The organism is Thermus sp. NMX2.A1, from assembly GCF_000511705.1.
GTDB lineage: Bacteria > Deinococcota > Deinococci > Deinococcales > Thermaceae > Thermus > Thermus scotoductus.
Window position 1 is genome coordinate 1 of record NZ_ATNI01000026.1, and the last position, 23092, is coordinate 23092.

Annotated in this window: 23 protein-coding genes; 3 read left to right on the top strand and 20 right to left on the bottom strand. The window is 66.4% G+C overall.

Annotation, left to right across the window (positions count from 1 at the left end; translation table 11 throughout):
• Nucleotides 1–849: sulfite exporter TauE/SafE family protein (locus TNMX_RS01445; RefSeq protein WP_253269349.1), on the top strand; the 849-nt coding region annotated here is incomplete at its 5' end.
• Between the two features lie 16 nt (nucleotides 850–865).
• Nucleotides 866–1486: a class I SAM-dependent methyltransferase gene (locus TNMX_RS01450; RefSeq protein WP_015716300.1), complete on the top strand. Its 621-nt coding sequence runs from the start codon at nucleotides 866–868 to the stop codon at nucleotides 1484–1486.
• 3 nt (nucleotides 1487–1489) lie between these two features.
• Here the strand turns inward: TNMX_RS01450 and TNMX_RS01455 are convergent, their stop codons facing one another.
• The 20 genes from TNMX_RS01455 to TNMX_RS13515 form a co-directional block, all read right to left on the bottom strand.
• A complete protein-coding gene (locus TNMX_RS01455; RefSeq protein WP_038028741.1) occupies nucleotides 1490–2245 on the bottom strand; it encodes a hypothetical protein in 756 nt (251 codons plus the stop codon).
• A gap of 6 nt (nucleotides 2246–2251) precedes the next feature.
• On the bottom strand, nucleotides 2252–2767 hold the full coding sequence (locus TNMX_RS01460; RefSeq protein WP_038028807.1) for a CueP family metal-binding protein: 516 nt from the start codon (nucleotides 2765–2767) through the stop codon (nucleotides 2252–2254).
• A 10-nt stretch (nucleotides 2768–2777) separates the two neighbouring features.
• Complete coding sequence (locus TNMX_RS01465) at nucleotides 2778–3899, bottom strand: cell wall metabolism sensor histidine kinase WalK (protein ID WP_038028754.1); 1122 nt, start codon at nucleotides 3897–3899, stop codon at nucleotides 2778–2780.
• Nucleotides 3883–4560 (bottom strand): response regulator transcription factor, encoded by a 678-nt coding sequence (locus TNMX_RS01470; RefSeq protein WP_015716304.1) that lies wholly within the window; start codon nucleotides 4558–4560, stop codon nucleotides 3883–3885. The genes TNMX_RS01465 and TNMX_RS01470 overlap by 17 nt, the downstream gene beginning before the upstream one ends.
• On the bottom strand, nucleotides 4557–4769 hold the full coding sequence (locus TNMX_RS01475; protein WP_014510815.1) for an SHOCT domain-containing protein: 213 nt from the start codon (nucleotides 4767–4769) through the stop codon (nucleotides 4557–4559). The genes TNMX_RS01470 and TNMX_RS01475 overlap by 4 nt, the downstream gene beginning before the upstream one ends.
• 36 nt (nucleotides 4770–4805) lie before the next feature.
• Entirely contained in the window at nucleotides 4806–7181 is a 2376-nt protein-coding gene (locus TNMX_RS01480; RefSeq protein WP_156919387.1) for a heavy metal translocating P-type ATPase, read from the bottom strand.
• An 86-nt stretch (nucleotides 7182–7267) separates the two neighbouring features.
• Entirely contained in the window at nucleotides 7268–7552 is a 285-nt protein-coding gene (locus tag TNMX_RS01485; protein ID WP_015716307.1) for a metal-sensitive transcriptional regulator, read from the bottom strand.
• 9 nt (nucleotides 7553–7561) lie between these two features.
• Nucleotides 7562–7762, bottom strand: coding sequence for a heavy-metal-associated domain-containing protein (locus TNMX_RS01490; protein ID WP_038028759.1), 201 nt, complete (start codon nucleotides 7760–7762; stop codon nucleotides 7562–7564).
• A 117-nt stretch (nucleotides 7763–7879) separates the two neighbouring features.
• Nucleotides 7880–8182 carry a non-heme iron oxygenase ferredoxin subunit gene (locus TNMX_RS01495; protein WP_015716309.1) on the bottom strand — a complete coding sequence of 101 codons (303 nt, stop codon included), beginning with the start codon at nucleotides 8180–8182 and terminating at the stop codon, nucleotides 7880–7882.
• Nucleotides 8183–8187: 5 nt separating this feature from the next.
• Nucleotides 8188–9480, bottom strand: coding sequence for a Fe-S cluster assembly protein SufD (gene sufD / locus TNMX_RS01500; RefSeq protein ID WP_038028761.1), 1293 nt, complete (start codon nucleotides 9478–9480; stop codon nucleotides 8188–8190).
• 42 nt (nucleotides 9481–9522) lie between these two features.
• Nucleotides 9523–10929 (bottom strand): Fe-S cluster assembly protein SufB, encoded by a 1407-nt coding sequence (sufB, locus tag TNMX_RS01505; RefSeq protein ID WP_038028764.1) that lies wholly within the window; start codon nucleotides 10927–10929, stop codon nucleotides 9523–9525.
• Entirely contained in the window at nucleotides 10926–11678 is a 753-nt protein-coding gene (gene sufC / locus TNMX_RS01510; RefSeq protein ID WP_038028767.1) for a Fe-S cluster assembly ATPase SufC, read from the bottom strand. The genes sufB and sufC overlap by 4 nt, the downstream gene beginning before the upstream one ends.
• 88 nt (nucleotides 11679–11766) lie before the next feature.
• Nucleotides 11767–14529: a hypothetical protein gene (locus tag TNMX_RS01515; RefSeq protein WP_038028769.1), complete on the bottom strand. Its 2763-nt coding sequence runs from the start codon at nucleotides 14527–14529 to the stop codon at nucleotides 11767–11769.
• Between the two features lie 103 nt (nucleotides 14530–14632).
• Nucleotides 14633–15949, bottom strand: a complete 1317-nt coding sequence (aceA, locus tag TNMX_RS01520; RefSeq protein WP_038028771.1) for an isocitrate lyase — start codon at nucleotides 15947–15949, stop codon at nucleotides 14633–14635.
• Between the two features lie 108 nt (nucleotides 15950–16057).
• Nucleotides 16058–17389, bottom strand: coding sequence for an FAD-dependent oxidoreductase (locus TNMX_RS01525; protein WP_038028773.1), 1332 nt, complete (start codon nucleotides 17387–17389; stop codon nucleotides 16058–16060).
• 60 nt (nucleotides 17390–17449) lie between these two features.
• Complete coding sequence (locus TNMX_RS01530; protein ID WP_038028775.1) at nucleotides 17450–18139, bottom strand: ABC transporter ATP-binding protein; 690 nt, start codon at nucleotides 18137–18139, stop codon at nucleotides 17450–17452.
• Nucleotides 18140–18214: 75 nt separating this feature from the next.
• Nucleotides 18215–19357 carry an ABC transporter permease gene (locus TNMX_RS01535; RefSeq protein ID WP_015716317.1) on the bottom strand — a complete coding sequence of 381 codons (1143 nt, stop codon included), beginning with the start codon at nucleotides 19355–19357 and terminating at the stop codon, nucleotides 18215–18217.
• Between the two features lie 75 nt (nucleotides 19358–19432).
• A complete protein-coding gene (locus TNMX_RS01540) occupies nucleotides 19433–19708 on the bottom strand; it encodes an NIPSNAP family protein (RefSeq protein ID WP_038028777.1) in 276 nt (91 codons plus the stop codon).
• A gap of 15 nt (nucleotides 19709–19723) precedes the next feature.
• Complete coding sequence (locus TNMX_RS01545) at nucleotides 19724–20146, bottom strand: putative toxin-antitoxin system toxin component, PIN family (protein WP_038028779.1); 423 nt, start codon at nucleotides 20144–20146, stop codon at nucleotides 19724–19726.
• Entirely contained in the window at nucleotides 20143–20364 is a 222-nt protein-coding gene (locus TNMX_RS13515) for a hypothetical protein (RefSeq protein ID WP_015716320.1), read from the bottom strand. Before TNMX_RS13515 ends, TNMX_RS01545 begins: the two co-directional genes overlap by 4 nt.
• Nucleotides 20365–20440: 76 nt before the next feature.
• On the opposite strand from TNMX_RS13515, the gene alaS reads away from it, so the two are divergent.
• Nucleotides 20441–23089, top strand: a complete 2649-nt coding sequence (gene alaS, locus TNMX_RS01555; protein WP_038028781.1) for an alanine--tRNA ligase — start codon at nucleotides 20441–20443, stop codon at nucleotides 23087–23089.
• Nucleotides 23090–23092 lie beyond the last annotated feature (3 nt).

Here is a 23092-nt window from a genome sequence, read left to right on the forward strand (position 1 = left end):
CGTTTGGCCCTTAAGCTGATGGACATGCGAAGAGGGCTACTGGCGCTTGGTCTTGCTGTCCTGGGCCTGGTGGGGTTGGCCCTGGGAAGTGGGCTACTGGAGGAGGTTTCCCGAAGCCTTTACCGAACGGCCAACACCCTGTACGCTCTCCTGGCCCCCTGGGTGGATGGCCTGAGACGGGAGGTGGGGGTCCCTTGGCTTTCCGCTTTCCTGCTTGGGGTCTTGGCGGCCTTTGCCCCCTGCCAGATCACCACTGGGGCCAGCGCCCTGGCCTATCTGGCTCCTTCCGCCCTCGAGGGAAGGGTCTGGCCCAGGTTTCTGGCCTTTCTCCTGGGGAAGGCCTTCACCTACCTGGTGCTCGCCGGGGTGGTTCTCTTCGTTTTGGGCGGGACCCTGGACAACCCCGGGGCCATCTTCCGCCCGGTGCGGCTGGCCCTTGGGCCCTTCATGATCCTGGTGGGCCTGGGCCTTTTGGGAGTGGTGCGCTGGCCCCTGGCCTGGGCGGCACCGGAGGGCTGGGTGGCCCGGGTGGGGGCGTGGGGTGGGCTTCTGGGGCCCTTGGCTTTGGGTGGGGTTTACGGCTTGGCCTTCTGCCCTACCCTCTTCTGGCTTTTCTTCGGGCTTCTACTCCCTTTGGCCCTGGCTTCTTCCTTTGGGTTTCTCTTTCCCCTTCTCTTCGCCCTGGGGACGGGCTTTCCCCTGGGTTTTCTGCTCCTCCTTTTCACCCGCATGGGCCGGGGCCAGGCCCTCAAGGGAATGCGCCTCGTGGGAAGCCATCTTCTAAGGGGTGCAGGGGCAGTCTTCGTGGCCCTGGGGATGTTGGACACGGTGCTTTACTGGAACCTCTAGCATGGGAGGCAAGGGGATGAAGAAGGGTTTAAGGGCTCGGTTTTTCGCCACCCTCCTTCCCGTCCTTTCCCGGGGGCACGTGGGCTTGAGCGAACCCTGGCGGAAGAAACTCCTGGGAAGCCTGGCGGGGAAGGTTTTGGAGATCGGCCCGGGGACGGGGGTTAACCTGGCCTATCTGCCGGATGGCGTCCACTGGATTGGCCTCGAGCTCAATCCCTACTTCCACCCCCACCTTAAGCAGGCCCTAAGCCTGAGGGGGCTTTCCGGTGAGGTTCTTTTAGGCCAGGCGGAGGCCATCCCCCTGCCGGAGGAAAGCGTGGAGGCCGTGGTGGCCACCTTGGTCCTTTGCTCGGTGGAGGATCCCAGAGGGGCTTTGGCGGAGATCCTCAGGGTGTTGAAGCCCGGGGGGCGTTTGGTCTTTTTGGAACACGTGGCCGCTCCCCGGGGCTCCTCCCTGCGCCGATTCCAGGACCTCCTTTGCCCCTTATGGAGTTTTTTGGGGGACGGCTGCCATCCCAACCGGGAAACCCTAGCCCTTATTCGGGAGGCGGGGTTTGCCCGGGTGGAGGCGGAGGCCTTTGAACTACCCCTCCCCCTGGTGGCCCCCCATGTGGCCGGGGTGGCCTGGAAGGGATAGCCCTCAGCGCCCCTGCCAGAGGGTGCCCCTTTCGTCCACCCAGGCCAGCCAACCCTCCTCCTGGGGATGGGCGGTGAGGGCCAACACCGCTCCCTGCCAGATCCTGCGCCACCCCGCTTCCGTCCGCCGCCAGAGGCCGAGCTTTCCTCCCAGGTACAGGGTGCCCGAAGGGGAGAGGGCCAGGGGTCCCGGGGCGGGGTCAGGGGAGGGAATGGGGCGGAAGCTTTCGCCTCCATCCTCGCTCAGGAAGAGCCCCCTTTCCATAAGGGAAGCCCAGAGGCGGCCCTTTTGGTCCACCAGGAAGAAGGCCATCCCCGCTTTGGGCAGGCCCCGGGCGGGAAGCTTTGCCCAGGTCTGCCCGCCGTCCTGGCTGCGGAAGTAGCCGTAGGTGGCCTCGAGGGTGTAGTGGACCTCAGGCTTCCTGGGATCGATGGCATAGGCGTGGAGGTCCAGGGCGGGAAGGCCCTTAGGTCTTAGGTCGCGGAAGCGCTTGAGATCACGGCTTTCCGCAAGGATCCAGTGCCCGGCCGCGATAAGGCGTTCGCCTCCCCAGGCCAGGTTCATGGCGTCCCAGTCCCGCCGCCGCACCAGGTCCTGGGGGGTGCTGTTGCTCCAGGCAACGATGCCGTCGTGGTGGCCCAGGAGCAGGGCTCCCGAGGGGTGCCACAAAAGGGCGTGAACGTCCCGCGTGGGCACCGGACCCAGGGGAGTTTGGGCCAGGGCGAAGCCGAGGAAGAGGGTAAAGGTTAGAGGGCGCATGGCGTTCTACCGTGAGGCGAGGCGGAAGCCGGTAAGGCAGGTGGGGCTTTGGCTGAAGGTGGTCACGGAGCCGGTGGCTGCCAGGTTCCCCCAGCGGATCTCCAGGGTGTAGCGGCGGTTGCGGGGCAACCAGAGCTCAAAGAACCCGTCCTTCCCCGTTTTGACCTGGGTCTTGAGCACCTCCTTTTCCCCCTCCAGCACCCGGACCTCAAAGACCTCCTCCTGGAGTTCCCCGGTGCAGCTGGAGAAGTAGTGGACCTGGCAGGGATGGGTACGGCTCACGTAGGGGGCCATCGCCAGGAGGAAGCGGTCCTTGAGGGCCACCTGGGCCTTGCGGCCGTCCGGGAACTCGAAGAAGAAGGCCTCGGGGGTCACGTAGCTCACCACCCTTTGCCCTTCCTCCCGCCACCGCTTGGCCAGGGCCAGGACCTCTTCGGGCTTCAGGCCTTTGAGGGCCTCGGGGGAGGGAGTCTGGGCCAGGCCTAAAGCCACGCCTAGGGCAAGCGCCAGAAGCTTCTTCATGGCTCTCACCCTAAGCCTTTCCCGTTAAGCCTGTGTAAAGGGGCAGGGTGAAGCGGAAAACGCTTCCCCGGCCCAGCTGGCTTTCCACCCAGATCCTTCCCCCCATGGCTTCTACCAGGCTCTTGGCGATGGTGAGGCCCACTCCGGTTCCCCCGTCCTGACGGCTGCGGGAGGGGTCTATGCGGTAGAAGCGCTCAAAGATGCGGGGAAGGTGTTCCTCGGGGATGCCGGGTCCTGTGTCCTCCACGCTGAAGACCACCGCCTGGCCTGTCCTTTCCACTCCAAGGGTTACCCTTCCTCCCTCCGGGGTGTGGCGAAGGGCGTTGGAAAGCAGATTGGCGAGCACCTGGAGGGTCCGTTCCGCATCGGCCCAGACTCGGGGAAGCAAGGAGGGGGCCGCCACCTCCAGGGCCACTCCCTTGGCCTGGAAGGCGGGGCGGAAGCGTTCCGCCGCCTGTTCCAGGAGTTCTTTGGGATCCAGGGGCCCGGGGTGAAGCTCCACGGCTCCCGACTCCACCTGGGAAACCAGGGAGAGATCCCGGACCAGCCGGCTCATGGCCCGCACTTCCTGCTGGATCCTTTCCGCTGCCTTTTCGGGCTCCATGACCCCGTCCGCCAGGGCCTCGGCGTAGGCTTGCAGGGCGGACAGGGGAGTCCTGAGCTCGTGGGCCACGGTGCCGATGAGCTCCACCCGGCTTTGTTCCACCCGTTCCAGGGCCTCGGCCAGGCGGTTGAAGTGAAGGGCCACCTCGCCGAACTCGTCCCGTTCCAGGGGGGGAAGGCGCACCCGGTACTCCCCCTGGGCCATACGGCGGCTTCCCTCGGCCAGAAGCCTGGCGGTGCGGGAGAAGCGCAGGCTGGCGAAGGAGGCGGAGAGGGCGGCCCCGGCCACGGAGAGGGGAAGGGCGGCGAGGAGGGCGGTGGTGAGGGTGGAGCGGAGGCCTTCCTCGAGGTCCCGCCTTAAGGCCTCGCCCATCATGAGCCCGCCCATCATGGATAGGGCGTGGTACATGCGCTCCACATGCCCCCGGTAGAAGGAGGGGGCCAGGGTCTCCGCCAGGAGGAAGAAGAGGAACAGGGCCAGGAGGGCCACCAGAAGGTGGCTGAGGAAGAGCTTAGCGAAGAGGCGCATCGCCTTCCCGGAAGCGGTACCCCACCCCCCGTACCGTTTCGATGAACCGGGGGTTTTCCGGATCGTCCATGAGCTTTTTTCTCAAAGCAGCGATGTGCACGTCCACCACCCGGTCTATGCCCGGGAAGTCCGGTCCCCACACCTTTTCCAAGAGCCTTTCCCGGGTGAAGACCATGCCCGGGTGCTGGGCCAGGGTGAGGAGGAGGTCAAACTCCAGCTGGGAAAGGGGAAGGGGCTTGCCCTCCAGGTAGGCCTGCCGCTCCTTCGGAAGAAGGCGCAAGGGGCCGTAGCAGAGCTCCTCCTTGAGGCCGGCTCGCCTTAGGAGGGCCTTGACCCGGGCCACCACCTCCTTGGGGCTGAAGGGCTTGACCACGTAGTCGTCGGCCCCTAGCTCCAGCCCCTTAACCCTTTCCTCCTCCTCCCCCCTGGCGGTCAGCATGAGGATGGGAAGCTCGGGCCTTTCCCGGCGCACCTCCTCCAGGACCTTGAAGCCGTCCAGCTTGGGCAGCATGAGGTCCAGGATGATGAGGTCGGCCCGGGGAAAAAGCTCCAGGGCCTTTTCCCCATCCTTTGCCTCCAGCACCTCAAACCCAGCCCCCCTCAGGTAGGCCCCCAGGACCTCGAGGAGGGCTGGGTCGTCGTCCACCAGGAGAACCCTCATGCGAGCTCGCGCTTCATGCGCTCAAAGGTTTCCTTGTCGATCTCCCCCCGGGCGTACCGCTCCTTGAGGATCTCCAGGGCCCGGTCCCGGCGTTCCGGCACCAGGCTCCGGACCAGCCAGTAGACGAAGAGGCCCAGGAGGACGAACCAGAGAAGCCCGAAAAGGGGCCCCCACCAACCCATGTACCCCCAGTTGCCGCACCACCACATACCCATCACCTCCGGTTTCACCTTAGCCGGAGCCGGTTAAGCTCCGGTTAAGCTCTTCGGTTGGAATCCCCTCAGCCTCAAGGACTTGGTGAGCACGAAGAGGCTGGAGAGGCTCATGGCCCCGGCCGCCAGCATGGGGTTCAGAAGAAGCCCGGTGAAGGGGTAAAGAGCCCCGGCTGCCACCGGAATGAGGAGGATGTTGTAGGCATAAGCCCAGAAGAAGTTGAGGTAAATGGTCCTTAGGGTGCGCCGGGATAGGAGGATGGCGTGCACCAATCCTTCCAGGCTCGGCGAAAGCAGGATCACATCCCCGGCTTCCACCGCGATGTCCGTGCCCGTGGCCAGGGCGATGCCCGCATCGGCCTGGGCCAAGGCGGCGGCGTCGTTGATGCCGTCCCCCACGAAGATCACCTTCCGCCCCTGGGCCTGGAGGTGCCGTATGGCCTCCACCTTACCCTCAGGGCGCACCCCGGCCAGCACCTCCTCTATGCCCAAGGCCTCGGCCACCCGCCTGGCCGGGATGGGATGGTCCCCGGTGAGGAGGACGGGTTTGAGGCCCAGGGCCTTTAAAGCGGCCACCACCCTTCGTGCCTCGGGCTTGGGGGGGTCAAAGACCCCGAAGGCGGCCAAAAGCCTCTCCCCATCCGCCAGGTAAAGGGGAGTGTAGCCCTTCTGGGAAAGCTCCTGGGCCTCCTGGGGAAGGGCCACCTTGAGCCGCTCCATGAGGGCTGGACCCCCCAGGTAAAGCCTTCTCCCCTCCACCACTCCCTCGATGCCCTCCCCGGGCAGGGCCCGCACCCCTTCGGCCTCGGGCAGGCTGAGATCCTTGGCTGCCTCCAGAACCGCCTTGGCGATGGGGTGTTCGCTTCCCCGCTCCAAGGCGGCGGCGAGGCACAAGGCTTCCTCAGGGCTTAGGGCAAACCCCAGGCGTTCCGTGAGGGTGGGCTTCCCTTGGGTCAGGGTCCCGGTTTTGTCCAGGACCACGGTATCCGCCCGGGCGAGGCCTTCGATGGCCTGGCCCTTGCGGAAAAGGAGGCCCATTCCCGCCGCCCTGCCCGTGGCCACGGCGATGGCCGCCGGGGTGGCGAGGCCCATGGCGCAGGGGCAGGCGATAAGGAGTACGGAAAGAAGGGCCACGAAGGCGTAGGAGAGGCCGGGCCCCAGAAGGAGCCAGAGGGCGAAGGTGATAAGGCCGATGAGGAGCACGATGGGCACGAAGACGCTGGCGATGCGGTCCGCCACCTCCTGCACCCGGGGCTTGTAGGCCTGGGCTTCCTCCACCAGGCGGGCCATCTGGGCCAGGACCGTGGCCTCCCCCACCCGGCTTACCCGGATGAGGAGGGGACCTTCCCCGTTCACCGTTCCCCCCACCACCTCATCCCCGGGCTTCTTGGCCTTGGGGATGGGCTCCCCGGTGAGCATGGCCTCGTCCACATGGCTGAAGCCCTCCACCACCACCCCATCTGCAGGGATGCGCTCCCCGGGAAGCACCCGCACCAGGTCCCCGGGGATGAGGGCCTCGGCGGGGATTTCCCTTTCCTCCCCTTCCTGAACCACCCGGGCGGTCTTGGGCCTCAAGGCCAGGAGCTTGCGGATGGCCTCCGAGGCCTTCCCCTTGGCCTTTTCCTCCAGGTGCTTGCCCAAAAGGATCAGGGCCAGGATCACCGCCCCCGCCTCGAGGTAGAGATGGCGGGCCTCCTCCGGGAAAAGGGTGGGAAAGAGCAGAACTAGAAAGGAGTAGAGGTAGGCGCTTCCTGCCCCCAGGGCCACCAGGGTGCTCATGCCCAGGGAACGGTGCCGGATCTCCGCCAGGGCCTGGCGGAAGAAGCGGCGGCCGGCGTAGAGGACGGGGAGGGCGGTGAGGGCCTGCAAAAGCGGAGGGAAGTGGGGAAGGGGAAGAAGCAGGGGCCCCATGGCTAGGAGAAGGGTGAGGAAGGCAAAGGGCAGGGCGATGAGGAGATCCAAGGGGTAAGCGGGGGCCCGTTTTTCCTCCTGGGCCACCTCCAGGGGCTCGTACCCTGCATCCCGGATGGCCTGGCGCAGGCGGGGGAGGGTCACGGTGTCCGGGAGGTACTCCACGAAGGCCTTCTCCGTGGCCAGGTTCACGTGGGCGGAAAGCACCCCGGGTAGCTTCTTCAAGGCCCTTTCCACCCGGGCCACGCAGGCGGCGCAGGTCATGCCCCGGATGGGGATCTCCACCCGGGCCACCACGGGCTCGTAGCCGGCTTCCTCCACCTGCTTCAGGACCTCCTTGAGGTCTATGCCTTCCTGAAGGCGCAAAAAGGCTTCCTCGGTGGTGAGGTTGACCCGGGCTTCCTCCACGCCCGGGGCCCTTTTCAAGGCCCTTTCCACCCGCACCACGCACGAGGCGCAGGTCATGCCCTTTACCCCTACCTTCACTTCCAATGCCATGGCTTCGTACCCCCTAGCGGAAACCCCTTTGCTTTCCCCGGGCTGGTGTGCCCTTGGGCCTCTACCCCGCCCTGGACCGGGTGGGATCAACGGTACTTGAGGGCCTCCATCAGCTCCTCCACGATTTCCTCCACGTCCCCCCGCTCGTGGGCGGTGGCCACGTGGTCCCGGAGGTGGGCCCTTAGGACCATCTCCCCCACCCGGTCCAGGGCACCCTCCACCGCCTTCAGTTGCTTCAGCACGTCCACGCAGTAGACGTGGGGATCCTCCAGCATGCGCAGGATGCCCTCGAGGTGGCCCTTGGCGGAGAGGAGGCGCCTTTTGGCCTCTTCCCGCACCTTGGGGTCCAGGTGGAGGGGGTGGCGGGGCACAGGGCCTCCTTAGCCCGCCAGGGCGGCCCGGTAGCCTTCCTCTTCCACGGCCCGGATCAAGGCCTCAGGGTCCGCCTTGCCCTCCACCAGGGCCTCGGCCCGTTCCAGGCTCACCTCGGCCTTCTCCACCCCGGGTACCTTAAGAAGCGCCTTTTTCACCGACATCACGCAGTGGTTGCAGGTCATGCCTTCTACCTTGAGCTTCAGCATCCTTTACCTCCCCCCACCCCAGGTGGGGTGGGTACTCTCACCCTAGCGCTTCTTCCGCCCGCCGTCAAGGACAAAGGCCCCAAGTCCTCCTTGGGGCCTTGCGGACGGGATGGGCGTCTATAGGTCCAGAAGGATGGTATCCCCCTCCAGCTTGGCGGGGAAGACCTTGACGGGCCTGGGGGCGGGAAGGGTCTGCCGGCCTGTTTTCAGGTCGAAGCGGGCCCCGTGCCGGGGGCAGACGATCTGGCCGTCTTCCACATCCCCCTCGTGGAGGGGGCCGTCGTCGTGGGTGCAGATGTCCTCCAGGGCGAAGACCTCCTCCCCGGTGTAGAGGAGGAGGATGGGCTTCCGGTGCTCGGGCCTTTTGACCACCAGCCTGCCGTTTTCCAGCTCGCTCAGCTTGGCCACCGGGGTCCACATGGCCTTCAGATTCTAACCTTTTCCTCGATCACCGCCTCGAGGTGGGCCCTTAAGGCCTTTAGAGGAATGCGGTTAAGGACGTCCGCCAGGTGGGCCTTGACCAAAAGCTCCTGGGCGAGGCTACGGGACAGGCCCCGGGACTGCAGGTAGAAGAGTTGCATCTCGTCCACGGGGGCGGTGGTGCTCCCATGGGTGCAGCGCACGTCGTTGGCCCCGATCTCCAGCTGGGGGATGGAGTCCACCCGGGCGGTGGGGGAGAGGATGAGGTTGCGGTTGGCCTGGTAGGCGTCGGTCTTCTGGGCCCCCCGTTCCAGCTTGATGAGGCCGGAAAAGACCGCCCGGGCCTCGTCCTTCACCGCTCCCTTGTAGAGGAGGTCGCTTCGGGTATGGTGCTCCACGTGGTGCTGCAGGGTGTAGTGGTCGAAGTGCTGGAGGCCGTGGCCGAAGTAAAGCCCCAGCATCTCGCTTTCCGCTCCCGGGCCCAATAGCTCCGAGGCCACCTCGCTCCGGGCGTAGCGCCCGCCCAGGTTCACCACCAGGTCGTTTAAGGCGGCATCCCGCTCCAGCAGGGCCCTTTGCCGGTGGAAGTGCCAGACCCCCTCGCCAAAGGTCTGCACGTGGGCGTGGCGCAGCCGGGCTCCAGGCCTCAAGACCATCTCCGTGGCGGAGAGGTGCAGGGTGGGGGGGAGGTCCAAGGAGAGGTACTCCTCGATGTAGGCGGCCTTGGCGTTGTCCTCCAGGAAGATGAGGCTCCGGCCCGCCGAGGCCTTGCCCCCTTCCAGCACCTTGAAGACCCCGAGGGGCTTTTCCACCTCGAGCCCCGCGGGTACGTAGAGGAAGGCCCCGTGGGTGAAGAAGGCGGAGTTTTCCGCGGCGAACTTGTCCTCCACGTAGACCCCCCGGAAGAGGGTGGCCTCCACCTTACCGGGGTGGGTCTTCAAGGCCTCGGCGAGGCTGGTGAAGACCAGGCCCTTGGCGGAAAGCTCCTCCGGCACCTCGGCGTAAACCAAATCCGGGCCCACGAAGACCAGAAAGCCCGAAACATCGGTCTTCTCCAGGCGGCGCTTCACCAGCTCGGGAAGTTCATCCCGGGAGAGGCTAAGCCCCTTGGGGGTTTCCACCTCCTGCTCCAGGGGAGCCTCGGAGAGATCCGTGTAGCGCCAGGCCTCGTCCTTCTTGCTGGGATAGGAGAGGCGGGCGAAGGCCTCGAGGGCTTTTAGCCTTTTCTCCAGCAGCCAGCCCGGCTCCTTTAGGGCCCGGGAGATGGCTTCCACCTGCGTTTTGTCCAGTACCTGCATGAATCCTCCTAGCGCAAAGGTTAAGACCCTTGACGGAAGCCCTTAGCCTACGGAGCCCTCCATCTCCAGCTCGATGAGCCGGTTCAGCTCCACCGCGTACTCTAGCGGCAGTTCCTTGGCGATGGGCTCGATGAAGCCCCGCACGATGAGGGCTGCGGCCTCGTCCTCCTTGAGGCCCCGGCTTTGCAGGTAGAAGATCTGCTCGTCGTTGATCTTGGACACCGTGGCCTCGTGGCCCACGTGGGCGGTGTCCTCCTCGATCTCGATGTAGGGGTAGGTGTCGGTGCGGCTCTCCGGGTCGATGAGAAGGGCGTCGCACTCCACATTGGCCTTGGCGCCTTTGGCTCCCTCCAGCACCTTCACCAGGCCCCGGTAGCTGGCCCGGCCCTCCCCCTTGGAGATGCTCTTGGAAACGATGGTGCCCGAGGTGTGGGGGGCTCCCAGGATGATCTTGGCCCCGGTGTCCTGGTGCTGGCCGGTCTTGGCAAAGGCGATGGAGAGGATCTCCGTGCGGGCCCCGGGTTCCAGGAGGTAGCTGGAAGGGTACTTCATGGTGACCTTGGAGCCTAGGTTGCCGTCCAGCCACTCATGGAAGGCATCCCCATAGACCAGGGCCCGTTGGGTCACCAGGTTGTACATGTTGGTGGACCAGTTCTGGATGGTGGTGTAGCGGCTCCGGGCCCCCCGCTTCACCACGATCTCGATGACCCCGGTGTGGAGGCTTTCCGTGGAGTACATGGGGGCGGTGCAGCCCTCGATGTAATGCACCTCGGCCCCCTCGTCCACGATGATCAGGGTGCGCTCAAACTGGCCGAACTCGGGGGTGTTGACCCGGAAGTAGGCCTGCAGGGGAAGCTCCACCTTCACCCCGGGGGGGATGTAGACGAAGGAGCCCCCGGACCAGGCGGCGGAGTTCAGGGCGGCGAACTTGTTGTCCTCCGGGGGGACCACCTTGGCGAAGTACTCCTTGAAGAGGTCCTCGTACTTCTTCATCCCCTCCTCGATGGCCACGAAGATGACCCCCTGCCGCTCCAGCTCCTCCCTGACCCGGTGGTAGACCATCTCCGAGTCGTACTGGGCCCCCACCCCGGCGAGCACCTTGCGCTCGGCCTCGGGGATGCCCAGGCGCTCGTAGGTCCGGCGGATCTCCTCCGGGATCTGCTCCCAGCTCTTGGCGTCCCTCACCTCTGCGGGCTTCACGTAGTAGACCAGGTTGTCCAGGTCCAGGCCCGAGAGGTCCGGGCCCCAGGTGGGCATGGGCTTCTTCTGGAAGATCTCCAAAGCCCGCAGGCGGAACTTCAGCATCCACTCGGGCTCCCCCTTGTGGTAGCTGATGGCCTCGATCACCCTCCGGGTGAGGCCCCGCTCGGCCACGAAGACCGGCTTGACCTCGTCCACGAAGTGGTACTTGTACTCTTCGCCCAGTGCCCTCAGATCGGCCTCGCTCATGCTTCCTCCTTCACCCTTTCCCGGAGCCACTCGTAACCCTTGGCCTCCAGCTCCAGGGCCAGCTCGGGGCCGCCCTCCGCCACGATGCGCCCGTCCATCATCACGTGAACCCAGTCAGGGACGATGTAGTTCAGTAGGCGCTGGTAGTGGGTGATGACCAGGGCGCCGAAGTTGGGCCCCCGCATGGCGTTCACCCCCCGGGCCACCACCTTGAGGGCGTCGATGTCCAGCCCGGAGTCGGTCTCGTCCAAGACGGCGTAGGCGGGTTCCAGGACCAGAAGCTGGAGGATTTCGTTCCGCTTCTTCTCCCCGCCGGAAAAGCCCTCGTTGAGGTGGCGGGAGAGGTAACCCTCGTCCCAGTCCAGAAGCTCCAGGGCCCGCTTCACCTTGGCCCAGAACTCCGCCACCCCCACCTCCCGGCCCAGCTTGGCCTGCAGGGCCAGGCGCAGGAAGTTGGCGATGGTGACCCCCGGCACCTCCACGGGGTACTGGAAGGCCAGGAAGAGGCCCTTCCTCGCCCGCTCGTCCGGGGATAGATCCAGGATGCTTTCCCCGTCCAGGAGGATATCCCCCCGTTCCACCGTGTACTCGGGGTCCCCGGCCAGGATCTTGCCCAGGGTGCTCTTCCCGGCCCCGTTGGGGCCCATGAGGGCGTGCACCTGGCCCTTGGGGACCACCAGGTTCACGCCCTTTAGGATGGTTTCGCCGTCAATGGAAGCCCAGAGGTCGCGGATTTCCAGCTGGTTCATCGTTCTGCCTCCTGATGCCGGGTCGGGTTCTTACTGCGACCCATTCGCAGTAAGAGTATAACCCCTCCACCCCCTAAAGTATAGTGATTTAGTCGGGATTTGCCAGGTGGAAGCCCAGGGCCTCGGGAAGGGCCAGGGGGGTGGGGGGAAGGCGCCTTTGCAGCTCGGGGCAGAAGCGGCCCAAAGCCCGGCCCAGCTGGAAGCGGAAGGGTTCGGGGAGAGGGCTTCTCCTCACCTCCGAAAGTTTTTGCCAGGCGGCCTCCTTCTCCCCCAGGCCCAGCAGGGCCAGCACCTCCACCGCCCGGGCCTGGGCTAAAAGGCCAGGGTCCTCCAGGGGAGGGAGGGCCACCACCTGGGCCAGGGCCTCCCCCAGGTTGCCCTCGCGGACCAGGGTTTCGGCGTAGCTCAGGCGGGCCTGGGCCCTGAGGTAGGGGTTTTCCACATCCAAAAGGGGCTTTAGGAGGGCCTTTCCCTCGGCGGGGGGAAGGAGGAGGGCCAGGAGGCTTGCGGTGTCCAGCCGCAAGGCGGTGTAGCGATCCGTGGCCTCCCAGGGGATTTGCTCCAGGAGGTCCTCGAGGAGGCGCTGGGTCGTGGGGGCGTGAAGCCCTCCCAGGAAGGGGGCTCGGTAGGGCTGCCCCGCCTCCAAAAGGAGGTAGGTGGCCCCCAGGCGGAAGAGGGTGCGCAGATGGCGGTAGCGGGCTTCCTTGGGCCTCTCCTCCGTGGAGCGGAAGTAGGCCTCGGCGGGGACCAGAAGGTTGAGGGCGGCAAAGGGGCGGCCGCGGGCCGCCTCGAGGATCCCGGCCTCGCTTTCCACCCGGGCCCGGGTGAAGGGGTCCTCCGCTTCGGCCAGGGCCTTCTCAATGGCCCTTCCTGCCTCCTCGTACAGGCCCAGGCGCCGGAGGAGGGTGGCGTAGCGGGCCCGCACCCGGGCCACCTCGTCCTTGGGGGCTCCTGCTTCCTCCAGGGCCTTCAGACCCTCCTCCATGCGGGGCTTGGCCTCCAGGCTTCCTAAGCGCATGAGGAGGTCCCCCATCTGGTAGCGGGCCCTTCCCAGGAGGAGGGGGTCGTGGCCCACCCGGGAGAGGGCCTCCAGGGCCTCCGGGTAGCGGCCGAGGTCCTTGGCCACCAGGCCCCGCCACAGGTACACCCGGTCCTGCAGGAAGGGGGCCACGGGAAGCCCCTGCGCCTCCTCCACAAAGTGGGCTGCCTTCTCGTAATCCCCCTTCCAGCGCTCCACCGCCGCCATGACCAAAAGCCCCTCCGCCTGGGCGGTGTCGTCCAGGAGTTTGAGGTCCTCCTTGGGGGGCAGAAGCTCCTCCGCTTCCTTGTAAAGGGCGGCGTCCGCCTTGGCCTCCGCCGCCTTGATGCGGGCCCAGGTGCGCAAGGAGGGGTTTTGGGCCTCCGAGAGGACCCTGAGGGCTTCCTCCGCCTCGGGATGGGCGTACTGGCCCAAGACGGCCCGGTAGCGCACCACCACCGCGGCCAGGGCCTCGAGGTCCTCCCGGGGCCAGGCCTGGGCTTCCTGCCAGAGTCCTGGAAGGAGGGCCAGCCGGGCGGGATCCTCCTGGAGAAGGTCCAGAAGTATCCGGGTTTCCCCCGCCTTGTAGGCGTGATGGAGCTTGCGGAAGAGGTTTTCCTTGGGGAAGTAGGCGAGGGCCAGGCGGTGGAGTTCCCTGGGGGCTTCCTGGGGAAGGAGGCTTCTTAGGGCGGGGCGCACCAAGCCTTCCCCCACCCAGTCCAGAAGGGCCCTTTCCGCCTGGGAAAGGCGTTCCAGAGGCTTGCCCAGGGCTTCTTCTAAAAGCTCCGCGGGAAACGTGGGATCGGCCTCGGGGCTGAAGGCGGAGAGGGCCAGGAGCAGGGGCTTCAGGGCCGGGTCGTCCTGAAGGGGGGTCCTGGGATCGTGCTTGGCGGCCTCCAGGAGGACCAGGCGGGAAAGCTCCCCGAAGTTGCGCCCCGCTTGGTTCACCAGGGCCTCCAGCCTTTCCGGGGGCAGATGGGGAAGCCGTTCCCGCACGAAGCGCCTGGCCTCCTCCCGGCTCGGGGGGGAAAGGGGCTGGTGGGGCAGGGTGGGGGGTGGCTCGCTTAAGGCCGCCACGTAGGGGATGGTCAGGGCCTTCAGGAAAGGTTCCAGCCAGGCGGCAAGCCCCCGTTGGGCGCCGTCTGGACCCCGCAGGGGAAGGCCTTCCAGGGTTCCTTCCGCCTCGGCCCGAAGCAGTAGGGGACGGCCTTCCCGGTTCAGGCCCCGGGCCAAAAGGGCCAGCACCTCGTGTTCCAAGGCTCCCTGCAGGATGTAGGGCTGGGTCGGGGAGAGCTGGGCCAGAAGGGACCGCACCTCCTCCCCTATTCCTAGGCCCTCGGCCAAGGGGACCAAGGCCTGGGCCAGCTCCCCTCCCAGGTTGAGGAGGAAGGGTTCCTTACCCGGCAAAGCGGATAGGGCACGGCTCAAGGCCGCCAAGAGGACTCCCTTACCCGTGGCCGGTCCCCCCACCACCACCATCTGGGGCCTCCCCCCGGCTTCCAGCTCCTTCAGAAAGCGGCGAAAGATGCGGCGCTTGTCCCGGCCAAGGGTCTTGCGGGCGCTTTCCAGGAAAAGCTCCGCCGGGGGAGGGGGGGGTGGGAGGCCCGCCTCCTGGTACAGGTCGGCGATGACCCCGTAAAGCCTCTCCTTCTCCTCGGGGCTCCCCAGGTCCTTGTAGAGGATGTTGCGCACGGTCCCCGCCTTCCCGCCCCGCTCGGCCATGAGGGCCTCGAGCCACCTTAGGGAGCCCCGCTTGCCCCGATGGTCCCGGCCCTTAAGGTGGGGACGGAGGTCTTCCAGGTAGCGTAGCCAGGGTGTATTGGCCTCTGGCATGGTGATTACACTATATCAGCTTTGGTGTGCCTTCGACCTACCACGGAAAAGTAACCTGCCGCCCCCCGAACCTGGAGGGCGGCAGAGCAGGCGTCCCCTAAACCTAGTGCACGGGTTCGTTGAACTGGGCCTCCTCGGTGGAGCCCTTGAGGGCCAGGGTGGAGGCCTCCCCCTGGGTGAGGGCCAGGACCACCTCGTCGAAGTAGCCCGCCCCCACCTCCCGCTGGTGCTTCACGGCGGTGAAGCCCTGGGCCTGGGCCAGGAACTCCTTCTGCTGGAGCTCCACGAAGGCGGGCATGCCCCGGGCCTTGTAGCCCTTGGCCAGCTCCCAGGTGTAGTAGTTCACGGTGTGCCAGCCCGCCAGGGTGATGAACTGGAACTTGTACCCCATCTCCCCCAGCTCCCGGTTGAACTTGGCGATGGTTTCGTCGTCCAGGAACTTCTTCCAGTTGAAGGAGGGGGAGAGGTTGTAGGCGAGGAGCTTATCCGGGAACTCCTTCTTCACCGCCTCGGCGAACTTGCGGGCCTCCTCCAGGTCGGGCTTGGAGGTTTCCATCCAGATGACATCGGCGTAGGGGGCGTAGGCCAGGGCCCGGGCGATTCCCGCCTCGAGGCCGTTTCTCACCCGGTAGAAGCCCTCGGGGGTGCGTTCCCCGGGCAGGATGAAGGGCCGATCCCGCTCGTCGATGTCGCTGGTGATGAGGGTGGCGGCCTCGGCGTCCGTGCGGGCGATGATCACCGTGGGCACCCCCATGATGTCCGCTGCCAGGCGGGCGGCCTGCAGGGTGCGGATGTGCTGGGAGGTGGGCACCAGGACCTTGCCCCCCAGATGGCCGCACTTCTTCTCGGAGGCCAGCTGGTCCTCGTAGTGGATGCCGGCAGCCCCCGCCTCGATCATGGCCTTGGTGAGCTCAAAGACGTTCAAAGCCCCGCCGAAGCCCGCCTCGGCATCGGCCACGATGGGCACGTACCAGTCCCGGGTCACCTTGCCCTCGGAGCGCTCGATCATATCCGCCCGCATCAGGGCGTTGTTGATGCGCTTCACGATCTGGGGCACGGAGTTATAGGGGTAGAGGGACTGGTCGGGGTAGGTCTGCCAGGCCAGGTTGGCGTCGGCGGCCACCTGCCAGCCGGAGAGGTAGATGGCCTCCAAGCCGGCCCGCACCATCTCCACCGCCATGGCCCCGGTGTAGGCCCCGAAGGTGTGCACGTAGGGTCGCTCGTGCAGCAGCTGCCAGAGCTTCTCCGCTCCTCGCTTGGCCAGGGTGTACTCCACCTTCACGCTGGGGCGAAGCCGGACCACGTCCTCGGGCCGGTAGTCCCGCTTCACTCCCTTCCACCGGGGGTTGGTCGCCCAATCCCGCCGAAGCTCCTCCGCCTCCTGCCGCATCTCTGGGGTCAACACGCTCAGAGGATCCATGAGCCACCTCCAAAGATCAGTTTGGAGGTGGGAGGAGTTACAGTGTAGGGTGTAAGGTCGGGGACTTGACACCCAGTAGTGGTGTGTTCTCCTATTAACTACACCATTTTATTTCACCTGCTGGGCGGCGATGAGGAGGGGGTCCCAGACGGGGCTGTAGGGTGGGGCGTAGGCCAGATCCAGGCTCAGGAGGTCCTCCACCGTGCCCCCCTGGTGCAGGAGGGCGGCCAGGGCATCGATGCGCAAGGCCCCGTGCCCATGGGCCACCACCGCCCCGCCCAGGAGTTTTCCCGTGCCCTCCTCGTAGATGAGTTCCACCCAAAGGGGCTGGCTTCCCGGGTAGTAGTGGGCCCCGTCCCGGCTTTGGATGAAGACCTTCCTGGCCTGGAAACCCTCCCTTAAGGCCGCTTCCTGGGAAAGCCCGGTGGTGGCCACCGCCAGGCCGAAGGCCTTGAAGATGGCGGTGCCCACCACCCCGGCGAAGCGGGCCTCCTTGCCGGCGATCACCGCCCCGGCGGTGCGGCCGTGCTTGTTGGCCACGTCCCCCAGGGGAAGCCAGTAGGGGCGCTTCAGCACCTGGTGGAAGCTTTCCGCCACATCCCCGGCGGCATACACTCCCTCCAGGTTGGTATGCATCCTCTCATCGGTGGCGATGGCCCCTGTGGGGCCTAAGGCTACCCCCATGGCCTGGGCCAAAAGGGTGTTGGGCTTGATCCCCGTGGCCACCAGCACCAGGTCGGCGGGCACCACGCCTTCCGAGGTCTCCACCGCCTCCACCCGGCCCTGGCCCCTTAGGGCCTTCACCTCCACCCGGGTCCAGACCTCCACCCCGTGCCGTTCCAGCTCCTCCTTGAGGAGGTTCCCCACCTCCTGGTCCCAGTGGGGTAGGGGACGGTCCTTGAGCTCCAGGAGGGTCACCTCGAGGCCCCGTTTGCGGAAGGCCTCGGCCACCTCGAGGCCGATGTACCCGGCCCCCAGGATGGCAGCCCTTTGGGCTCCCTTCAGGGCCTTGAGGAGGCTTTCCCCATCCTCCATGCTCCTTAAGGTGTAGACCCCTTCCTGCTCCGTGCCCGGGATGGGGGGAAGGCTCGGCCTGGCCCCGGTGGCCAGGACCAGGTAGTCGTACCGGTCCTGGAAAGTGCGTCGCTCCTGGTGGTCAAAGACGGTGAGGGTCCTAAGCTCGGGGTCCACGTCCACCACCTCGTGGTGGACGTGGATGTGGATCCCCTGCTTCCGGAACTCCTCCGGGGTCCTGGCCACCAGCTTTTCCAGACGGGGGATCTCCCCGGAAAGCACGTAAGGCAGGCCGCAGGCCCCGTAGGAAACCCACCCCGATTTCTCGTAGACCACCACCTCCAGCTCGGGGTTTTCCCGCTTGGCCTTGGCGGCGGCGGAGGCCCCACCCGCCACCCCCCCGATCACCACCAGCCGCTTGCCCATAGGGGGTATTGTGCCACAGGCGGGGTGGGCGGGATGTCCCGGGGAAAGGGCAGGGGGTGGCTACCGCGGGGGCCCGGGCACCTCCTGCCGCACCAGCCGCCCTCCCTTGAGGTAAAGGATCCGTTCCGCCTGGGCGGCCAGCTCCAGGTCGTGGGTGACCAGGATCAGGGTGCGCTTTTCCCCGGCTTCAAATAGCAGGGATGCCACCTGCTCCCGGGAGGCGGCGTCCAGGTTGCCGGTGGGCTCGTCGGCGAAGAGGATGGGGGGGTCCAGGGCCAGGGCCCGGGCCAAGGCCACCCGTTGCTGTTCCCCGCCGGAAAGGCGGCTTGGCAGGTGGTGGGCCCTTTCCAGAAGCCCCACCCTTTCCAGAAGCTCCAAGGCCCTTTCCTTGCGGGCTTTAGGGGGAAGCCCCGCAAGGAGGAGGGGAAAGGCCACGTTTTCCCAGGCGGTGAGGGTGGGGATGAGGTTCCACTGCTGGAAGACGAAGCCCATGTGCTGAAGGCGCACCTCGGCCCTTTGGTCCTCGGACAGCCGGTGCAGGGCCAGCTCCCCCAGGTACACCCCTCCTTCCGTGGGCAGGTCAAAGCCCGCAAGGAGGTTTAGCAGGGTGGTTTTGCCGCTACCCGAGGGCCCCACCACCGCGGTGCTTCCTTGGGGGAAGGCGAAGGTAAACCCTTCCAGGGCCACCACTTCCTTCTCCCCTTGCCGGTAGCGCTTGCCCAGGTTTTCCGCCCGAAGGACGCTCGTCATATCCTTTCCTATCTCTTGGCTGCTCCGGAACTACCCCCGAGAAGGGGGCTTATTCCTGGGGAAGCCAAGGCAGTCTCACACCCTCCCCAAAGCCTCCACCACGGGAATCCGGCTGGCGTGGTAGGCGGGAAGGATCCCCGCGGAAAGCCCAAGCCCCAGGGCCACCAGAAGGGCGAAAAGGGAAAGCCTGGGGGTGACGGCGGAAAGGGCCAGGCCCACCTGCTCCAGGGTGTAGAGGTTGATGGCCTGGGAAACCGCGCTTCCCAGGAGGAGGCCCAGTAGCCCCCCCAAGGAGGAGAGGAGGAGGGCCTCCAGCACCACCAGCCGGAAGATGAAGCCCCGCTTGGCCCCGAGGGCGCGCATGACCCCGAACTCCCGGGTGCGCTCGTACACGGACATCATCACCGTGTTGGCCACCAGAAGCCCCCCCACCACCAGGGCCACCAGGCTGATGCCGAAGCGCACTAGGTCGCTGATGCGCAAGGCCCTTTCCGCAAAGCGCATCACGTCCCCCGTGGTCTGGGCCTTGAGGCCGGGGAGGCTGGCCTCGAGGGCCCGGGCCACCTCCTCCGCCTTCTGCCCGGGGTTCAGGGCCACGAGAAGCGCGGTGTAGTTTTGCGTGCCCAAGACCTCCTGCAAGGGCTTTAGCGGAACGAAGATGAGGTTGTCGGCAAGCCCCCCGCTTTCCTCCAGGATGCCCTCCACCCGTAGCTCTACCCTGGGGGAAAGCCTGAGGGGGCTTCCTAAGGAAAGCTGGCTCCGCTTGGCCACCTTGGCCCCCACGATGGCTCCCTTGGCCGAGGGCAGAAGCCGGCCTTCCCGGACCTTCACCCCGGGGTAGAGGAGGTCGGGGGCCACGCCTTGCGGGAGGCCCTGGAAAAAGAAGCTCGTTTGGGGGTCAAACCCTCCCCGGGCCAGGAAGAGGGTGGGGATGATGCTCCTCACCCCCAGCTCCTTCCCCGCTGCCACCGCCCGCCGGTACTCCTCGGGGGTGATCTCGGGGTAGCCGGAAAACCCCAGGCCCTCCATGCCCTCGGGGACCAGCTGGATGGCGGGGCCCACCCGGGCGAGCTCCTGGGCCAGGGAGCGCCTTAAGCCTTCCCCGAAGGAGAGGAAGAGGACCATGCTGGTGGTGGCGATGAGCACCCCCAGGAGGGTGAGGAGGCTGCGCACGGGGCGGGCCAGGAGGTTACGGAGGACCATGGAAAGGATTTCCATCTTCTCAAGCTTATTCCTGGTGCGGAAAGCGAACGTGCCGGGGCCCACAGAGGGCCAAACACCGGGGATGGCCTTCTAGATGAGTCTTTCCACGAAGCGGGTTTCTATTTCCTCCAGGAACTGGCTGGGGTCCACCTTCTTGCGCTCGGGGTGCTGGTAGTAGGCCTTTTCCGCCTCCTGAAAGTTCTCGTGGCCCACGAACCACAAAAACTCCCGCTCCCCGATCCAGTAGGCCCCCAGGACCTGGAAACCCGTGGCCTGGCGCAAGGGAACGATGACCTCCAAGAACACCTTCTGAAAAGCCTCCCTGGTCCCTTCCTTGATCCGGTAGCGGCGCATCTGGACCGTCATGGTCCAAGCTTACCCTTAAGGATCCAAGGATTCCAGCAGCTCCAAGAAGGCCCTAGGCGACAGCACCGGGGGTTCCGGGTGGGCAAGCCCGAGCAGGTGTCGGTCCCCCGATACCAAGACCCTGGCCCTCGAGGCCCGGGCCAAGGCCACCAGGTAATCGTCCCCGGGATCCGGCGAGAGGCCGGGGGTTTCCGGGGGGTCGGGGACCACCTCCCCCCAGCGGACCAGGAAGGCCAGGTAGTCCTGGACCTCCTCGAGGCTCACGTAGTCCCGGAACTTGGGTCTTTTTAGGACCTGTTCGGCTTCCTCAAGAAGCTTGGGGGAGAGGACGAGCTGGAAGTGCCCTTTCACCAAGAGGCGCAAAAGTTGCGCCGGGGCCCCCTGGGAGGAAAGGAGAGCCGCCACCAGCACCCCTGGGTCAAGGACCGCGCGGATCATCCCCGGGAGGCGTGGAGCTCCTGGTAGGCCAGCCTCAGGGCCTCTTCCTCGGAGAGGGGGCCTTTAGCCAGAAGGGCCTCGAGGCGTTCCAGGCCCAGGTAGTGGCGCAAGGCCCGCTCCACCAGCTCCGACTCCCTTAGACCCAGGCTTGCCGCCCGCACCTTGGCGGCCCGGAGCACCTCTTCCTCCAGGTACAGGGTGGTCTTGCGCCTGGCCATGCCACCATTTTGACGGCATGAGGTTTTGACGTCAAAAGGGTGAAGGCCAGCGCGTTGAGCCCCTATAATCAAAGGCATGCGCACGGCGGAGATCCGGGAGAAGTACCTGTCTTTTTTTGAGGGCAAAGGGCACCTGCGCCTCCCCTCCTTCAGCCTCATCCCCGAGAACGACCCTTCGCTCCTCTTCACCTCGGCGGGCATGGCTCCCCTAAAGCCCTACTTCCTGGGGGCCAAGCCCATCTTCGGGGGCAAGGAGTGGCGAAGGATCACCACCTGCCAGAAGTGCCTCAGGGTGGGGGACATAGAAAACGTGGGGAGAACCGCCCGGCACAACACCTTCTTCGAGATGCTGGGCAACTTCTCCTTCGGCGACTACTTCAAGAAGGAGGCCATCCTCTGGGCCTGGGAGTTCCTCACCGACCCCAAGTGGCTGGGCCTGGACCCGGATCGGCTCTGGGTCACGGTCTACGAGGACGACGACGAGGCCTACGCCATCTGGCGGGACCTGGTGGGGGTGCCTGAGGAAAAGATCGGCCGCTTCGGCGAGGACGAGAACTACTGGCCGGGCGGGGCCATCACCCACGGGCCCAATGGGCCCTCGGGCCCTTGCTCGGAGATCTTCTACGACCGGGGCCCGGCCTTCGGCACCCCGGACGAAACCGGCCCCAACACGGGAAGCGGGGACCGGTTCGTGGAGATCTGGAACCTGGTCTTCACCCAGTACGACCGCCAAGGCCCCATCCCCGGCCCCGGGATCCTCAAGCCCCTGCCCCAGAAGAACATCGACACCGGCATGGGCCTGTACCGGGTGGCGGCCATTTTGCAGGATGTGGAGGACTTCTACCGTACGGACACCTTCTACCCCATCATCGAAAGGGTGGCCCTCTTTAGCGGTAAGCCCTACGAGGGGAAGGCTTCGGTGAGCCACCGGGTCATCGCCGACCACATCCGGGCGGTGGTAGCGGCCTTGGCCGACGGGGTGACCTTCTCCAACACCGGCCGGGGCTACGTGATCCGCAGGTTGCTTCGCCGGGCCCTCCGCCACGGTTACCTTTTAGGCCTGGAGGAACCCTTCCTTCACCGCCTGGCCCCGGTGGTGGCGGAGCTTCTTGGGGACTTCTACCCGGAGATGCGGGAGAACCTTCCCGCGGTGGAGAAGCAGATCCGCCTCGAGGAGGAGCGCTTCCTGGAAACCCTGGAAGGGGGCTTGAGGCGGCTGGACACCCTGCTTTCGGGCCTTAGGCCCGGGGAGGTGCTTCCGGGGGCGGAGGCCTTCCGCCTCTACGACACCTACGGTTTCCCCCTGGACCTCACGGTGGAGATCGCCGCGGAAAGGGGTTTTGGGGTGGACACCGAGGGCTTCAAAAGGGCCATGGAGGAGCAGCAGGAGCGTTCCCGGGCGGCCATGGCCTTTGAGCGGGAGATCTTCAAGAAGAGCGCCCAGGTGCTGGAGGAACTCTACGCGGAACGGGGGGCCACGGAGTTCTTGGGCTACGGGACCCTGGAGGCGGAGGGCACGGTCTTGGCCCTTCTGGCGGGGGACCAAAGCCTGGAGGAGGCGGGCCCCGGGACCGAGGTCCAGGTGGTCTTGGACCGGACTCCCTTCTACGCGGAAGGGGGGGGACAGATTGGGGACTTCGGCCACCTGGAATGGCCCTCGGGCCGGGCCAGGGTGGAAACCACCCTCAAGACGGAAAGGGGGATCTTCCTGCACCGGGCCAAGGTGGAGGAGGGCACCCTCCGGGTGGGAGAAAGGGTGCGGGCGGTGGTGGACCCCGCCCGCCGGGACACGGAGCGCCACCACACCGCCACCCACCTCCTCCACGCCGCTTTGAGGGCGGTGCTGGGCCCCCATGTGCGCCAGGCGGGGAGTCTGGTGGCCCCGGACCGCCTGCGCTTTGACTTCACCCACCCCGAGCCCCTGACCCAGGAGGAGCTGGAGCGGATTGAGCTTTTGGTGAACCGCTGGATCCTGGCGGATTTCCCCGTCACCTGGCGCTACCTGCCCCTGGAGGAGGCCAAGCGGGAAGGGGCCATGGCCCTCTTCGGGGAGAAGTACGGGGAGGTGGTGCGGGTGGTGCGGGTGGAGGGAAGCCCCCTGCCTGGGGTGGAGTCCAAGGAGCTTTGCGGGGGCACCCACGTGCGGCGCACGGGGGAGATCGGGGCCTTCCTCATCCAGAAGGAGGAGGCGGTTTCCGCCGGGGTGAGGCGCCTCGAGGCGGTGGCCGGGGAATGGGCGGTGCGCTTCGCCCGCGGGGCTTTGAACCGCATGAGGGCTTTGGCCGAGAGGTTTTCCGTGGGGGAGGCTAACCTGGAGGAGCGGCTGGAGAGGCTCTTGCAGGAGCTCAAGGCCAAGGAAAAGGAGGTGGAAAGCCTTAAGGCGCGCCTGGTGCAGGCGGAGCTTAAGAAGGAGGTCGCCTTTTCGGAGAAGGGGGGCCTGCGCTACGGGGTGCTGGAGCTTTCCGGGGTGGATATGGCCGCCTTGCGCCAGGCGGCGGACGATCTGGTGCAGAGGGGAGCGGATGTGGCCCTGGTCCTGAGCGGGGGGCAGGCGGTGCTGAAGCTTTCCCCAAAGGCCCAGGAAAGGGGCCTTGAGGCAGGGGCCCTTTTCCGGGCCCTTGCGGAGCGGGCGGGAGGCCGGGGGGGTGGGAAGGGAGCCCTAGCCCAGGGGGCAGGGCTTTCCCCGGAAAAGGCCCGGGCGGCCCTTCCCGACCTGCTTCCTTGAGGG